The organism is Mucilaginibacter gossypiicola, from assembly GCF_900110105.1.
Lineage (GTDB): Bacteria > Bacteroidota > Bacteroidia > Sphingobacteriales > Sphingobacteriaceae > Mucilaginibacter > Mucilaginibacter gossypiicola.
On sequence record NZ_FOCL01000001.1, the window covers coordinates 335,389 to 351,314 of the forward strand.

9 protein-coding genes are annotated in these 15,926 nt (G+C 43.9%); 4 read left to right on the top strand and 5 right to left on the bottom strand.

Going from position 1 to position 15,926, the window contains the following annotated elements; translation table 11 throughout:
- Positions 1 to 5: 5 nt before the first annotated feature.
- Positions 6 to 1,862, top strand: a complete 1,857-nt coding sequence (locus BMX50_RS01165; RefSeq protein WP_091206492.1) for an FG-GAP-like repeat-containing protein — start codon at positions 6 to 8, stop codon at positions 1,860 to 1,862.
- A 102-nt stretch (positions 1,863 to 1,964) separates the two neighbouring features.
- On the opposite strand, the gene BMX50_RS01170 is transcribed toward BMX50_RS01165, so the two are convergent.
- Entirely contained in the window at positions 1,965 to 2,381 is a 417-nt protein-coding gene (locus BMX50_RS01170; protein ID WP_091206495.1) for a DUF1003 domain-containing protein, read from the bottom strand.
- Positions 2,382 to 2,557: 176 nt separating this feature from the next.
- On the opposite strand from BMX50_RS01170, the gene BMX50_RS01175 reads away from it, so the two are divergent.
- Together BMX50_RS01175 and BMX50_RS01180 are read left to right on the top strand one after the other, a co-directional pair.
- Positions 2,558 to 4,069 carry a lipase maturation factor family protein gene (locus tag BMX50_RS01175; RefSeq protein ID WP_091206499.1) on the top strand — a complete coding sequence of 504 codons (1,512 nt, stop codon included), beginning with the start codon at positions 2,558 to 2,560 and terminating at the stop codon, positions 4,067 to 4,069.
- 85 nt (positions 4,070 to 4,154) lie between these two features.
- A complete protein-coding gene (locus BMX50_RS01180; protein WP_091206502.1) occupies positions 4,155 to 7,478 on the top strand; it encodes a FlgD immunoglobulin-like domain containing protein in 3,324 nt (1,107 codons plus the stop codon).
- Positions 7,479 to 7,587: 109 nt separating this feature from the next.
- Here the strand turns inward: BMX50_RS01180 and BMX50_RS01185 are convergent, their stop codons facing one another.
- The 4 genes from BMX50_RS01185 to BMX50_RS01200 all read right to left on the bottom strand — a co-directional run bounded on the left by BMX50_RS01185 (position 7,588) and on the right by BMX50_RS01200 (position 15,352).
- The gene (locus BMX50_RS01185) at positions 7,588 to 9,318 is read right to left on the bottom strand and encodes a RagB/SusD family nutrient uptake outer membrane protein (RefSeq protein ID WP_091206505.1); all 1,731 of its coding nucleotides are present in this window, start codon (positions 9,316 to 9,318) and stop codon (positions 7,588 to 7,590) included.
- Between the two features lie 11 nt (positions 9,319 to 9,329).
- Positions 9,330 to 12,317, bottom strand: a complete 2,988-nt coding sequence (locus BMX50_RS01190; protein WP_091206508.1) for a SusC/RagA family TonB-linked outer membrane protein — start codon at positions 12,315 to 12,317, stop codon at positions 9,330 to 9,332.
- 311 nt (positions 12,318 to 12,628) lie between these two features.
- Positions 12,629 to 14,227 carry a DUF6377 domain-containing protein gene (locus BMX50_RS01195; RefSeq protein WP_091206511.1) on the bottom strand — a complete coding sequence of 533 codons (1,599 nt, stop codon included), beginning with the start codon at positions 14,225 to 14,227 and terminating at the stop codon, positions 12,629 to 12,631.
- Between the two features lie 126 nt (positions 14,228 to 14,353).
- A complete protein-coding gene (locus BMX50_RS01200; protein ID WP_091206514.1) occupies positions 14,354 to 15,352 on the bottom strand; it encodes a glycoside hydrolase family 43 protein in 999 nt (332 codons plus the stop codon).
- A gap of 215 nt (positions 15,353 to 15,567) precedes the next feature.
- On the opposite strand from BMX50_RS01200, the gene BMX50_RS01205 reads away from it, so the two are divergent.
- Positions 15,568 to 15,921 carry a HopJ type III effector protein gene (locus BMX50_RS01205; protein WP_091206516.1) on the top strand — a complete coding sequence of 118 codons (354 nt, stop codon included), beginning with the start codon at positions 15,568 to 15,570 and terminating at the stop codon, positions 15,919 to 15,921.
- Positions 15,922 to 15,926 lie beyond the last annotated feature (5 nt).

Genomic DNA, 15,926 nt, shown 5'->3' on the forward strand with positions numbered 1-15,926 from the left:
CTATCATGAAAAAAAACAACACAAATTTCAGTAAAGCAGCAGCCTGTTCTTTAGGCGGTCTGTTATTTTTTTCAAGCTGTCAAAAATCACAGCTCAATGAATTAAAGGCAATAAACAACGGCAATTTGCCGGTCACATCCAAGTTTTCGGCAACGGAAACAACTCCCGAGATCAGGGTATTATCTTTTAACGTAAGGCACAATGATGCTTCCGATCCTCAATCTATTACAGAACGCCAGGGTAATATCCGTCAAATTATTGTCGACAATAACCCTGATATTTTCGGTATGCAGGAGTTTTCAGATAACTCTTTCGAAACCTGGTTTATTCCGCAAATGGCAAGCCTTGGTTACGGCGTATATTATGATGAGTCGGCTGGTATGGGTACGCCAAAGGTTATTTTTTATAAAACAAATCGGTTCACCATGCAAAGCAGCGGTACCGTTGTACTTGGGCCAACCAATACAGGTACCTGGGCTAAACTACTTGATAATACTACCTCATTAAGGTACTTTGTGAGCAATAGCCACTGGCAGTTTGATTCACAGCCTGTAAGGATGCAAAACTCGCAGGCATTGGTGGCCGCTGTTAATCAATATAATACCGAGAACCTGCCCGAAATTGTTTTTGGTGATTTTAATGCCCAGCCAGGGGCCGATGAGATCAATAACCTGAAGAGTGGTTTAGATTTGGTAGATGCCCTGGGTGATACCGATGGCGATTTAACTTTTCATGGTTGGACTGCTACCGGTACAGGTAAGATAGATTGGATAATGAGCGACAGGAGCATGTCATTTACCTCATGGAAAGTGATCACGACGAGCTATAACGGCTTTTGGCCATCGGATCACTGGCCGGTAATGGCAAACTTTGTGCCCGGCATTTTTGGCGGTGCTCATGCCGATGCCAACGGAAAAAGTGTAAATGCCAATACCAAATTCTGGTTTGCGGACATCAACGGAGATGGCAAGGCTGATAAGGTATACTGGAACTCTACCTATGATAGCGGTCGCCCGCAGATTTTCCTTTCCAATGGCGATGGTACTTTTGCCTCTGCTGCCGTGGTTCATACCGCCGGAGCTTCTACCTCAACAACTACGCGTTATTATTATGCCGATGTGAACGGGGATGGCAAGGCTGATGAAATCCTTTGGGACCCAACGTTAAATTCCGGACATACACGCGTTTACCTGGCTACAACTAATGGTAATTTTAGTTCGGCCGTGATCGATAACCCCGAAGGTACAAGTGTAGGAACCACCACCATTTATAGCTTTGCTGATGTGAATGGCGACGGCAAAGCCGATAAGATCTATTGGAACGGTACTGTTGACTCAGGCCATACCCGTGTTTACCTGGCTACCTCAAACGGCAATTTCAGCGGAACAGTGGTTTCAGGCGCCGAAGGTGCAAGTACCACAGGCGGTTCGGTATTTTATTATGCCGATGTAAACGGAGACGGAAAGGCTGATAAGATCCTTTGGCAGCCAACCCTTAACTCTGGCAAACCTGCTGTTTTCTTGTCAGACGGTGACGGCACTTTTACTTCATCTACCTCATTTACTGACGCAGGAGCTTCGAGCGCTTCATCGGCTACGGTATTTTATTTTACTGATGTAAACGGCGACGGCAGGGCAGATAAGATCTACTGGAACCCGGGCAATTATTTAGGCAAGCTGAAAATTTACTACGCTACTGCTGCAAATACATTTGATGGACCTTATTACTCACTCAGAGGGACTTCACAAAGCGGAGATACCGATTTCTTCTTCGCCGATCTTAATGGTGACGGCAAAAATGACCAGACCAGGTGGAACTATGCTGAAAACAGCGGAGAATTAAGGAATTACTTTGCTAAGTAATTTCAATCACTCCTAATATTATACTCAATAAATTATTTACAAAAACACAAAACCAACTACCTTTTCAGGATAGTTGGTTTTGTGTTTTTATCAGGCAGTTGATTATTCTTTATCCATCTTTTCAAGCAATGCCAAAATTTTGTCAAGCTTGTCTACTTCAATAGCGTTTAAGCGCAATTGTAATTCTTCAATTTCTTTTTTAGCTTCCACATTGGTACGAAAATCCTCATTGGCCTGGGCGCGGTCGCGTTCATTCTGGCGGTTTTGAGCCATCATGATAATGGGGGCTGCATAGGCTGCCTGGGTCGAAAACAATAAATTTAATAGAATGTAAGGGTAGGGGTCCCAGTGGCCAACAAAAGCCACTACGTTTAGTGCCATCCATAAGGCAACAATTATGGTTTGAATAATAATGAACCTCCAGGAGCCCATGCCTGCTGCCACCGAGTCAGCCAATCGCTGACCAAAGTTCATGGAATCGATATGTCTTTGATACCAGTTTTTTTTATTGTTTGACATTTTTAAGAATTAAGATTTATATAGTAAATATATAAAATTAATTGGCATGACTGATTTTGTTGGAGGGAGCTTCTAACCCGTAAGCAAGAAACTTTCTCGATCCAAATGCTCAATTAGTAGCCAAATATTTCTCCCCTTAATCTTCAAATCTCTGTAACTTTAAAATACACATCACTATGTTAGATAGCCAAGAACATACACCTCAATACTGGCTCACACGCTTTGTACTTCTACGTTTGCTGGGGGCGATTTATGCAGTGGCATTTCTTGTAGCTATAAATCAAATACTGCCATTAATCGGTTCGCATGGATTGTTACCGGTAGATAATTACCTGCAACAGGTAAGCACTACATTGGGTTCAAAGGAAGCAGCTTTCTTCCGGTTACCTTCCGTTTTTTGGTTCTGGCATTCAGATTTTGCATTGTTGCTGGCTTCATGGGCAGGTTTGATCTTATCACTAATTGTTGTAGCCGGTTATGCCAATGCGCTATCAATGGGTGTGTTGTGGGTGCTATATCTTTCATTGGTACACGTTGGGCAAGACTGGTATGGTTACGGTTGGGAAATCCAACTAACAGAAACCGGTTTTCTTGCCATATTTTTGTGCCCGCTGTTGGATATGCTGCCTTTTCCTAAGCGCCCGCCACCGTTGCTCATCATTGTCCTGTTTCGCTGGCTCATCTTCCGGGGCATGTTTGGTGCTGGGATGATCAAATACCGTGGTGATGCTGTATGGCGAAAAGGAACCGCTCTTTATTATTATTTTGAAACCCAGCCAATACCAGGGCCGCTTAGCCGTTGGTTCCACTTTTTACCTCGTGTGCTTTTACGGTTGGGTGTCTGGTTTAACTGGCTGGCCGAACTGTTGGCCCCGTGGTTTGCCTTCGGTCCAAGATTGGGCAGGCATATTGCCGGTACCATCATATTCCTCTTCCAACTGTCAATTATCCTGAGCGGTAATCTTTCTTTTTTGAACTGGCTTACCATTGTGCCTGCGCTGGCTTGTATGGATGATAGTTTTTGGGCGAAAATTTTACCGGGTGTGCTTGTACGCAAAGCTGCGAAGGCTGCTCAAGAAGCAGAGGTTTCTACGCCCATGCAATATACCGCGATAATAGTGACTTGCATTGTCGGAGTGCTTAGTTTTCAGCCGGCGTTCAATCTCTTATCACCTAAACAAATTATGAATACCTCGTTCGATCCCTTAGAACTCGTCAATACTTACGGGGCATTTGGCAGCGTGGGGAAGGAACGTTACAACGTAGTTTTTGAAGGGACAAGCGACCTCAATCCCGTTAGCGCCGACTGGAAAGCTTATCCTTATAAAGGCTTGCCTGTGGCGCTGGCTCAACCGCCGCCACAGGTAGCACCTTACCAGTTACGGCTGGACTGGCAAATGTGGTTTGCAGCAATGTCCACAGCCGATCAATACCCCTGGACATATCATCTTGCCTGGAAGCTGCTGCATAATGATCCGGGTGTACTTGGTTTATTTGCCGGCAATCCTTTTCCGGGAAAGCCGCCGCGTTATATCCGTGCAGTTATTTACCGTTACCGCTTTGCCCGTCCTGAACAGAATGGTGGCCCTTATTGGGAACGAGAAAGATTAGGATTATGGCTACCGGCGCTTTCTGTTCAAAATCCTCAATTTGTTGCATACCTGAAAGGTCAGGGCTGGATAAAATAGTATTGTCACTAATAAAGTACATTTCCACAAACGATATTAAGATAGCTTTGTAGTAAACATGGAATTATAACAGCGCTATTTAATAATGACGATCTCTCAGTTTATAAAAAGAGCCCGAACCTGCTTTACTGCTATCGCTTTATTTACCGGCGTTTACTTTGCGCCCATGCAATATGCGTTGGCTCAGGATGGAACCAGATTTACTTTTAAACTTGATGGCAAGGCAAAAACCAGCGCCGGCGTATATTCAAAAGACGGAACCCTGGTACGTACACTTTGGGGCGGCGTAACCTATAATTCCGGCACTCATCAATTTAACTGGGACGGTATTGATGACGGTGGTCGCCTCGCTGCAAACGGCAGCTACGAGGTTAAAGTATTATCAAACAATGTAAAATATAAATGGGAGGGCGTAATCGGCAATACATCTGATTCTCTTAGCGGCACATCGGTTCATCATGCTATTGAGCGGATGTACGGCATGGCCATTAGCGGTAATAACGCCTATTTTGCAGTTGGGTATAACGAGCAAAGCAGTAGTACCTTCAAATTCAATATCCATACTCCTCAAAAAAAATCAGTAATACTCGGTAAAGGATTATCAGTGAAATATGTGACTACAGATGGCACAAATGTTTACTGGGCAGGTAATGATGCAGGCGTCGTAAATAACTGGATGGTGTTTGGAACTAAAGTAGCCAACGATTCGGAGAGCAGCTTTACCAATGGCCAACCTGCAATAACAAAATATGGCCGTAAGTATAAAAGCGTTTTAGATAATATAAATAATGATAAATCGGAGATTTCGGGCCTCGCTGTCCAAAAACATGGCCGGTATCTTTTTGTAGCGCACAAAAATCTGAATGAGTTACATGTTTTGGATAAAACAACGGGGGAGCTTTTACAAAAGCTATCATTTGATACGCCTTTAAGTATAGCTACTGATGATAAAGGCCATGTTTGGCTTATCTATTCAAAAAATGGCAAACGCATTGCAGAAAAATTTACCGTTGAGGCCAACGGTAAATTAAATCCTTCAAATGTTACACTGGAAGGACTAACCGAGCCGCAGGCATTGGCTATAAGTCCAAATGGTAAAACACTCATAGTGGCTGACGGAGGGGACAGTCAGCAGCTAAAAGCATTTGATGTTGATAAAGGATCGCCTTTGTGGACGTATGGCACAGCGGGTGGCTATGTAACCGATCCTAATGTGCGTAACGATAAGTTCTATTTCAATGAAACTAAAGGCCCGGGCACTTTTATTGCTTTTCAGCCCGATGGCAGTTTTTGGGTGGAAGATCCCGGTAACTCAAGGGCACAGCATTTTACAGCCGATAGAAAGTTTATTGATAGGATCATGTATTTGCAAACTTCATACAGTTCGTTTGTTGATGCTAATGATCCGTCGCGGGTGTTTTCAGATTATCTTGAATTTAAGGTAGATTACAGCAAGCCACTGGCCGCTAATAATGGTTCTTGGCAGCTGGTGCGTAACTGGGGGCATAATATCCCGGCCGAATATGATGATAAATACAACAGGCTACGGGGCGTTGCAACATTAACGAACGGTAAAACTTATGCTTTGCTTACACATAGGTTCAGAACACTGGTTAGCTGGAAGCTTGTCGAATTACCCAAAGCAGGGCCGTTGCGAATAACCAGTGTTGATATCCCTATGGATAATACACAACTATACCCGGATGGCTCGCTTTATAAGGTTTCAACATTCAGGGTAGGGGTGCCAACCGTTTTTACTAAAAGAGAGCTTTTAAAATTTACGCCCGACGGCGACCCTATATGGGGCCCGCAAAATACGATAGCCCAAACCCAACCCGCCGAATTGACGGATCCGGGCTATCATGGCAACAATACCTTGTTGAAATCAGGTGAGATTACTTCTTCAGGAGTTATTGCATTATTTGATGGTACTACTGCCAATTGCTGGCACCTTGGAGGAATAAAAGTTGGCGGCGATAAATTGCTTTGGCGTGCAGCTCCGAGCACTACAAAAGAATACTGGGGACCGTTTCCTGCTGATGGTACTTTTGATATTGGAAACCATACAAATTACCCTGGGTGCATAGCTATGGTAAGCGGACGCAGTATTTTTTGGGGCTATCATGGCGAGTTTTGGAAAAACAGCGAGGTAAACAAATGGACACAGGTTTATGATAACGGTTTGTTTGTCGGGCAGTTTGGTGTCGCCGGCCCTGAGGCCGGGAGCGTTGAAGCCGCTGCCGAAATGGCGGGGAACTGTTTTGCTGCATCAGTTGTAAAATTGCCTAATGGCGATACCTACCTGTATCATAATGACGAAAGTATGCACGGCGGCGTGCACAGGTGGAAAATAAGCGGGTTATCAAGTATAAAAGAGCAGGTTATCCCTATCAATTTAGCTGTTAATACGCACGGTTTATCAACGGAAAGCATAATAACCGCTTCTGGTTCTGCGCGTAGTTATAATGGTTTTGTAGAACCATCATATTCAGAGCGATATGAGTTTTCCTTAAAAGGTGATAATATAGCCGATTGCAGGTTGTGGGTGGATGGAAAATTGATTGTCCCACAAAAAGGTACTTTAATGGAGTTGAATAAAGGGACGCGTTATCCGGTACGCTTAGAAGTCCCGGCCGGAGTTGATAACAAAAATGCAATACAACTTTATTGGAAAAGCGCCAGTCAGCCTGAACAGTTAATTTCTGACGAACAGCTTTATAGTTTAAAATCATCCGGCGCTTCATCTACTATTCAACTGATGGCCGACCTCCCAAATAACAGCACCCTCGAAAATGGCCGCTACGGCTGGAAACGGCAACCGGCTATTGACGATAGCACAAATAAATACACCCAATGGTGGAATGTACATACCAATATCAAAAGCTACCGCAAAACCAACCCGGATATTTATATCGATTTTCGCCAGCAAAATAAAGCGGCGCTTTTAAGCCGTAGCCTTGGTAATCAGGCAAATCTCGTTTCCTGGACATTATCTGGTATTGTTAACTTCACTCAAAATTGTGTTAACGTTGGCGCAGGCAATAGCTTTGATGAAAACAACGGGGTTTACCTGGAGGTATTGGACAAAGCGCAAAAAGTAATAGCGCGCGTGTTTTTGCACTCTGCTGTTTATCGCGGTGACGTGAGTTTGTTGGTAAATGAAACAGTTATTTATAAGTTACAATACGACAAGGTTAAAAAATTGGAAGATTACTGGCCACGCATCACCCTAAAAATGAATAACGGCCGCTTACAAGCTACGTTTGGTAATAGCAGTTTTATAGCCGTTCAAAGCTCCAATAATGCGGATCTTAAAAGCCCTGCGTCAGTGCGGTTAGTCTGCTCATCGCTCAGTAAAAAAGGAGGGTATACTTTAGGTTTGGATGCGTGGAAATTTGAAAAGAAATAATGCGATAATATCGCTCTAATTTCTCATGCTTTGTAGTTAGAATATCACAATTAAAAAGGCGCTGCCCGCATCCAGGCAGCGCCTTCATCTGTGTCATTCCAAATTGAAATTAATAACCAGGATTTTGCTTAAACTGCGGGTTAACATTCATGATATCGCGCCCAATAGGAAAGATCTCTGTATGTTTATCCCCATCTGGTTTTTTATCCCACCAGGTGCCGGTGTTGAATACGCCCCAGCGGATCAGGTCGGTGCGGCGACGGTTCTCGCCGATAAATTCCCTGCCCCATTCATCAAGCATTTCCTGATCGGTAAGCTGACTGCCGTCCGGGCTATATAAGCTTGGTGAGTCAGCTGGATAGTTACGTTTTCTTACCTGGTTCAGGTAATTCGCCGCGCCGGCTTTATCACCGGCCCGGTAACGGCATTCGGCAAGGGTGTAGTAAATCTCCGAAAGGCGGATCTCGGCATAAGCAGAGGTAATCCGGTTAGGATCTGGCGTAGGATAAAACGGATATTTAACCAGGAATACGCCCGAGTTATGATCAGCATGATTCATATCTGATTCTTTATCGGTTATTTTGGTTCCGGGTTTTGCGCCCAGGAACATCCCAACCTGGTCGCGGATAAACAACGGATAGGGTCCTTTATTTCCTTTAACAGTATCAGTACGGCTTACACCGTTTACGATATGGGTATATGGCAGGTAGCCATACAAAAACATCCCTTCGCGCTGACTGTTGCCCAGGTTTTTGTACTTCTTTAACCGCAAATCGTCGGGGTATTTCTGAAACTTAACAAAGGGTTTGCCTAATTGAAAAGTATATTCTACACTATCCACATCCCGCCCTGGCTGTAACGCGTAACGCGGGTTTGATTGGTTGAAGTCGGTAAACCCACAATACAGCGGAGCTGCATCGTAAGTCATCCCCCAAAAAAACATACCGCCGTCATACTGCCAGTGCGTACGTGCAAGCGAGCCCGGAAACCCATAAAGCACTTCTGAGTTTAATGTTGTATTGGTGTAATCAAATGGGGCATCCCACCGTGTGTCAAGCTGGTAAGCACCATATTTGCCACTAATGATGTCCCGGCAAACGGCCTCGCATTCGGTGAATTTTTCTGTGCCGATATAAACTTTAGCATTAAGGTAAAGGCGTGCCAGTAAAGCCGCTGCACCCGCCTTTGTCCACCGCCCTATACCGGCCGCTCCAAGCTGCTCACGTGTGGGCAACCCGTCAATAGCACCCTTCAGTTCCGATTCAATATAAGTGAAAATTTCCTGCGGGCTGGACTGCGGATTACCCTTTGTAGAGTTTTTTACGTCAGTAACGATCTCAATATTGCGATAAAAGTCAAATGCTCTTAAATAAAACCATGCCCTCAACGTATGCAGCTCCGATTTGAAGTCTGTTAATTCGGCATCGGTAACACTGAGTTTTGAAGGATCTTTGACGCCCTCCATATCTGTTAGTGAATTGGTAGCCAATACAATTCCCTGGTAAAAGTTATTCCACGCACCTGTTGTGAAATTATCTGTAGTGGTCCAGGTGTGATAATGCATGCGTTGGTAATAACCACCATCCTGCCAGTCGCCTTGCCTGTTGTAGGTGCCAATTTCGTCGGTGGCGTCTTCGCCGGCGGCATAAACGTCATTGCCTTGTATACTCCAGTAAGCATGCTCAAAGGGACGTAGGAAATCCCTGATCACATCGTCCCGTCGGGTCAGGAAGCTGGCTGCATCCACCTTGTCATATACATGTTCATCCAGTTTGGTACAGCTGCCGGCTAGTAAGGCCGATAGTAAAATGCCGCTGATATATAATTTATATTTTTTCATGTTTTGTAGATTTAAAAGGTTGCCTGCAGACCAAGAATTAGTTGAAGTGTTGCCGGATAATAATTTAATGAAGTGTTTACACCCGGTGTAAGTCCGTTAACCTCTACCAGGTCGGGATCGCCGCCGGTAAAACTTGTAAACGTATGCAGGTTTCTGCCAGTGGCATAAACGCGTATCGATTTAAGGTATTTGGTTTTAAATGGCTGCGTATAACCTAAGGCTACGTTATCTATTTTTACAAATGAGCCATTCTCCAAAAAATAGTCGGAAGCGATTGCTGTGGTTGCCGGGTTGGTTAACAATGAGTATTTGCTCTTTTTATCGTATGCCGACTTCAGCACATTGGCATCGCTCTGGCTTGATGGTGTCCCGATATAAAATGCAGACGTGTTGAATATTTTATAACCAAATGTACCGCGCAGGAAGATGCCCAGATCGAAACGTTTGTACCTGAAAGTATTTCCCATGGAGCCGATAAACTTCGGCAGGCCATTTCCTACAAATTGTTTATCATCTGCAGATGCCTGGTTGGCCTGAACTATGGTGCCATCTTTTTTGTAAACCTGTAAAGCTCCGTCCTTATTCACACCTGCCGAGCGCAGCGTGTAAAACTCGCCAATGCTGCGACCTTCCTGGATGCGTTGGATATTGCCCGGAGAGCCAGGGGCTGGCAACCCAGCAAGCTCAACAAATGGAGCACCTTTATAAATATCGTTAGAGAACGAGATGAATTTATTGCGGTTATAAGCCAGCGCAAAGGTTACATTGTAATTGAAATCGCTGTTTCTGACAACTGCACCATTAAGCGCCAACTCCAACCCGTAATTTTTCATGGTGCCTACGTTGGCAAAGGTCTGTGTTTGAGAGTTTGGCGGCAGCGGTACGTTGTAATAACCCAGCAGGTCCTTGTTTTTGCGGATATAATAGTCGAGCGAACCGGAGATGCGGTTGTCTAAGATGGAAAAATCAAGGCCAACGTTGAAGTTGATTGATTTTTCCCATCTCAGGTCGGGATTAACATTTGAGGTTGGCCCGTAAACCTGGTAAACCTGGCCATTGTATGGAAAATAGCCTGCTCCACCGTATAGTAGTAAGGAGAGATAACTATCAAAATCCTGGTTGCCTGTAACACCGTAATCGGCACGCAGCTTCAGGTCATTTACCCATGGGAGTGCACCTTTCATGAAACTCTCTTCAGAAACACGCCATGCCGCGGATGCAGCCGGGAAATTTCCCCATTTATTGTTAGTTCCAAATTTTGATGAACCCTCACGTCGTACGCTTGCTGTTAAGATATAGCGATTGTTAAAATCATAATTAGCCCGGCCAAAAAATGAAATGAGGGTTGACCCGTTTTGTGTTGAACTTACAGCCGATTGGCCCTGGCCTGCAGCGCCGCCATTATACAATCCGGAGCCGAGGTTATTCCATAGATATGAATCAAAAGGGAAGTCGTAATTCTGAGCATAAAACGTATTGTAGTTGTATAATGTATATGAATAACCACCTAATGCTTTGAAATGATGGCGCCCCAGATCAAATGAATAATTACCGGTCCATTCTACGTTTTTCTGATCATTTTCCTCTTGCCGTTGCGATGCAAAGTTAGTTTGCGTTATTTTACCAGCGTGTACAATTGATGAAAGGGTAGAAGGGGTGAAATTATAGCTCCTTGCCGACCGGCTTATTTCTGATATTGTAACAGTTGTGCTCAGGTTTTTGAGGATATTAACCCTTAATGATCCATTAATGTCCAGCTCTTTAATTTCCGCTTCTGATTTAATTACGTTGGCATTTTCAACAGGGTTATTGGAGAAGAATCCGGTGTTGATGTAATTGTACTTATGAGCGGTATCGTAAATTGGATAAGTTGGGTTAAGCGTGAGCGCATTGTTGAAATTGCCCTGATCGGAGTTTTTAGTATTCATATACCTTGGGGCAACACTCAGTGAAGCTACAAAAATGCCATTATCGGTAGCATGGTTTACGTTAATCCGTGCGCCGTACTCTTTTTTATTGGCGCGCAGGTCGATCCCATCGGCATTACGGTAATCGGCAGAGGCGAAGTAATTCGTTTTACCAGAACCACCCGACAATTGAATTGTATGTTTTTGAGCAAATGCAGGCGAGTTTGTAACTGCATCCATCCAGTTGGTTTTAGCGCCATAATCCTGTCCCTGGTTGTTTTTTACCCGGTCATTGATAAACTCATCGGGTGTAAGGTTTTGCAGGCGATTGGTCAGGTAATCGAAGCTTGCATAGCCTTCGTAAAAAGTACGCGCCTGCGACGAACCTTTTTTGGTGGTGATGATAATAACGCCATTACTTCCCCGTGTTCCGTAAATAGCAGATGCGGCACCACCTTTAAGCACATCGATGCTTTCTATGTCATTTTGATTGATATTATCGATGTTGCCTCCAGGCACCCCGTTTATCACATACAGCGGACCTAAACCGGCGTTCCGCGATGAAACCCCTCGCAACTGCACTTTAGGAGATGAGTTTGGATCGGCAGTGGCGGTATTGGTAATATTGAGGCCTGCCACTTTGCCCTGTAAAGACATTAAAGGACTGTTGGATGCCACGGGAAGCAAATCTTTAGAAGAAACGTGGGTAATGGCACTTGATACTTCACGCTTATCAAGTGTGCCATAGCCAACACTTACCACAACAACTTCCTGCAGCGATTTGCTTGAGGTGGTAAGTGAAACATTCAGTGTTCCATCACTGGTTAGCGGTACTACGCGGGTAGAGTATCCGATATAGGAAAAAGAGATGGTTTTTGCAGATGCAGGGATGCTGAGCGTATAAACACCTTTAGCATTAGAGGTAGTGCCTACCGACATACCGGTTACTACCACACTTACGCCGGGTAATGGAGAACCGTCGGCGGCATCCGTTACGGTGCCGGTCACGGTTCTGTTTTGAGCCAGGGCAGCACTGGTAAAGATACAACAGAGCGCAAAGGCGCTTAGCCTGAGTAAAAGTTTTTTGTACATAAGAAGAAAATATTAATTGGTTTTAGAAGTTAATTGAGCCGGGAAATAACGCCCCCCGGCAACGGCGAAATGCAAGCCACTAAGGCGGCGCATATGTCCGGATTGTGTTTTTCATTATGGTAGATTTTAAGCGGTAAGCAGATGGCTTTTCGCTAATTGGTTTCGTGTGCAAATAAGGCGGATAGGCACTAAGACACAAGCCCTGGCAGGCAAGCCAAAGAAAAATCCAACTTCAATAAAATCCAACTCCCTGTTTTGTAATGTATTACAAAACAGTTGTATTGAAAAAATCCAGATTATAATTGCCGTAATTATGCTTTGGGAGGGGCTAATTGGATGCTCATAATACGTTGCTCAAACTCGTCGGCCGGCACAATTGCCTTTGACCGTGTACGGAAACGGTAGGTATAAACGGTGCTTACGGTATATTCAAGAATAGCAGCAATCATCTCATTACTGTTAATACCTAAGCGCATAAGGGCAAATATTCTGAGATGGGAGTTTAAGGTACCGGGCTTTTTAGGTTTTACACGGTCCTTCTCACGAAGAAGTGCATTGAAAGCATCGGGGAAATCAGGGAACAGTTTAAGAAATACGCTGTCAAATGTGCGGAACAACTGTCTGCGTTCCGCGGCTACATCAATTCCATCAACCACACGTAAAACCTCCTCAGTGGTAGCCGATTTTATTTTCCGGTGAAGGTTGTTCTTTAACTTATCAATTTTAAGAATAAAGCCCGACAGCTCGCTGAAGAAAAAACCGATATACTCTTCCTTAATACGGCCTTCTTCCCAGAGTTGCTGGTTAATTTTTTCAAGCGCCCTGTTATTTTCTTTGATGATCCGTTCTGCCCGGCGTACCTTCCTTAATTGAAAAAAGATGATAAAGCAAACTAAGCCTATAATTATCGCTATAACAAATACAGATACCAGGTAGATCAGAAAACGCTGCCGTTGTTGTTGTTCTAATAAAACGCGCTTTGCCGCAACTATCGGCAGGATACGTACAATCTCGTTTTGATTAAGGCGCGATCCGAAACGATTTGCCTGTGTTAAAGCCTGCTGCAAAAAGTAAAAAGCATCTTCCATACGACCTTGTTCATAAAGCGTAGTCCCCAATGACAACATGGCCTGGGCACGGTAGGTAGACGTGTGAATGTCATTTATTGCAGCTTTTGTCAAGAGTTGTATTTTTTCATCGCCGCTTCGGTAACGGCTCAGGCCTGTAACTACCATTGCTTCTTCATGTGCAGATAACCGCCTTTTCATCAAAGTAAGATAATATACAAGCGGATGGGGGCCTTTTCCCGGTTTTTGCTGGGCCTGAAGTATCAAGCGTTCAAAAGTTCCCGGAGTTGTCAAATTAATGGCAGAATCAAGGTAGCTATACTTCCTGTTAAAATCATCCGGAGAATAGAATGCATCACGGTTGTATTTTGCCAAATCTGAATAAGCCCAGGAATAAAGAATGTAATATTGCTTTTTTGAGCCTGTATTTAAAAGTGCAGGTGATATTTCCCGTAAACAATCAAATGTTTCCTTGAACATACCGGATGCGATAAGCGTAGTACCAAGCCTGAGCCGGTTTTCGGCGAGCCTCGCACTATTCTTTGATTGCCTGCTTAGTTCTATCAGGCGTTGTGCATAAACAAATGTTGAATCATACCGGTAATCCCTGAACGCTTCAAAAAGTTGTTGGGTAGCCAGATATCTTGCTTCGCTATATTCCGCTGGTAATGATTTTAGTTGCTTGCGCAGTTTGTCAATCTGTTCCTCCTGCCGTGTATCGTAATTAATTCTGTTGGCTATTTCCTGTTTCAGCACCTTTAGCAAACTATCTGTTTTAGCATTGGCAAAAGTTATAACAGGGCATAGTACAATGATAAATATTAGCAAAAGCAGGTTTTTCATAGCAAGATTTTCTAAATGGCAGCGTGGGCAAAAGTAATGCAATCAGCACTTGAATGCCACTGTCGCAAAAATGTTGCGTGGGGATACCTATATCTATGCTTCGAGGTTTTGCCTGCTTTAAAATCGTTAGGGGATGTAAGGGCCGCGTACCACCAGTTTATCACCTGAATCATCTAATTCAAATAAATGCGGAATCCTGCGGTAATGGCCATTAATATCCTGGTGGCTATGTACTGCCATCAAGAGTTTGCCCTGCAGCGTTTTAAAAATCATTCCATGTCCGAAATTTGGCGGTGTAATCGGATCTTTCTCCTGCACCCAGGGGCCATCTAACGTACCGCTTGTGGAATAGGCTACCCCTTGCGTGTAAACAGAATATATCCAACTTGTCCAGATCATGCCCAGCCGCCCGGTTTGCGTAAGAAATAAGTATGGCCCATCTGTTACTTTGTTAGGTCGATCATTTCCGTTTTCGTCTTTTTCCCTGCTCCATGGTGAGTCGCTTGCGCGGAACAATACTTTGCCGGTTCCAACCGATCCGCTGAGGTCTGGTTTAAGTTCAATCTTTTCGATGGTACCGTTCCAGTTTTGCAACCATTCGTAGCAATAAACCATGTAAGGTTTGCCATTTTTGTCAATCCAAAAAGTACCGTCAAGCGTTGGTTTATTAGCGGGCAGATAGGTAGCGTCTTTCATTGGTACGTAAGGACCGTCGGGTTTATCGCTTACTAAAATATGAGATGCCCTGCGTTCAATCACATTGCCCTTGACTGTATCAATCTTTACATCACGGTTAGTAAACGTAGCGAAATAGTAATATTTGCCTTTGTATTCGTGCAGTTCGGCAGCCCAGATCATAGGGCGAGGCCCCATCCATGATTGCGGATCGGTTTGGGCAACCTGAAACGGGCCGTCCCATAATTTGAGGTCCTTGCTTTTCCAAAGCATGCCACCGGTGCCGGTCATGTAATACATCGCTGTTTTATGGTCGGCCAGGATAAATGGGTCGCTTAAGTGGATTGAATCAAGTGGGATATTTTTTTTGGAGATAATCGGTCTTTCCTGGGCAAATGAAGCAAAATGAAAAATAGTTAAAAAGTAAAAAAGGGTGAGCGTTTTTTTCATAGCGTTAGGTTATGAGCCTTTATTGGTTAAGCACGAATTACGGTACTTTTTAATTTATATGTAGGGGACAAAATAATATTTTGAAGGGGGCGATAATTATTACGCTAAATCATAGGCTATCATATGTCTGATTTTTTATTCATAAAAAGAAAAAGCATGGTTTTGATGTGCTTATAACAGCTTTTAAATTTATTTTCGCAAAAAATATTCTCTTAATGAAAGAACAATTATCAGCATTGCTTATAGCTTTAAAAGAAGGCACTACCACATTTAATGAAGTAATTGAATTTATAGCAGCTCAATACCTGCATCAGCCAACGGCATTTAAAAACGGTGATTTTTATAACGAAGCCACACAGAACCAGGGCAGCGCCCGCGTTTTTGCGTTTGCACAGATCAATAACCTAACAGCAGCAGACACACTTTATTTATTTGCTGAACATTACAGAGCAGTTTTGGCAACGCCAGCCGGTACCGATCATCAAAACATCCGGCAGTTTATGGCTCATGGCTGGGCAGGAATAGCATTTGAAGGAGAAGCGCTTGTACCTAAATCGGAACAGGTTTAACTGAG

Coding starts and splice junctions, on each gene's coding strand:
- BMX50_RS01200 (WP_091206514.1), bottom strand. CDS start 15,352: ATGAAAAAAACGCTCACCCTTTTTTACTTTTTAACTATTTTTCATTTT.
- BMX50_RS01170 (WP_091206495.1), bottom strand. CDS start 2,381: ATGTCAAACAATAAAAAAAACTGGTATCAAAGACATATCGATTCCATG.
- BMX50_RS01175 (WP_091206499.1), top strand. CDS start 2,558: ATGTTAGATAGCCAAGAACATACACCTCAATACTGGCTCACACGCTTT.
- BMX50_RS01195 (WP_091206511.1), bottom strand. CDS start 14,227: ATGAAAAACCTGCTTTTGCTAATATTTATCATTGTACTATGCCCTGTT.
- BMX50_RS01180 (WP_091206502.1), top strand. CDS start 4,155: ATGACGATCTCTCAGTTTATAAAAAGAGCCCGAACCTGCTTTACTGCT.
- BMX50_RS01185 (WP_091206505.1), bottom strand. CDS start 9,318: ATGAAAAAATATAAATTATATATCAGCGGCATTTTACTATCGGCCTTA.
- BMX50_RS01190 (WP_091206508.1), bottom strand. CDS start 12,317: ATGTACAAAAAACTTTTACTCAGGCTAAGCGCCTTTGCGCTCTGTTGT.
- BMX50_RS01165 (WP_091206492.1), top strand. CDS start 6: ATGAAAAAAAACAACACAAATTTCAGTAAAGCAGCAGCCTGTTCTTTA.
- BMX50_RS01205 (WP_091206516.1), top strand. CDS start 15,568: ATGAAAGAACAATTATCAGCATTGCTTATAGCTTTAAAAGAAGGCACT.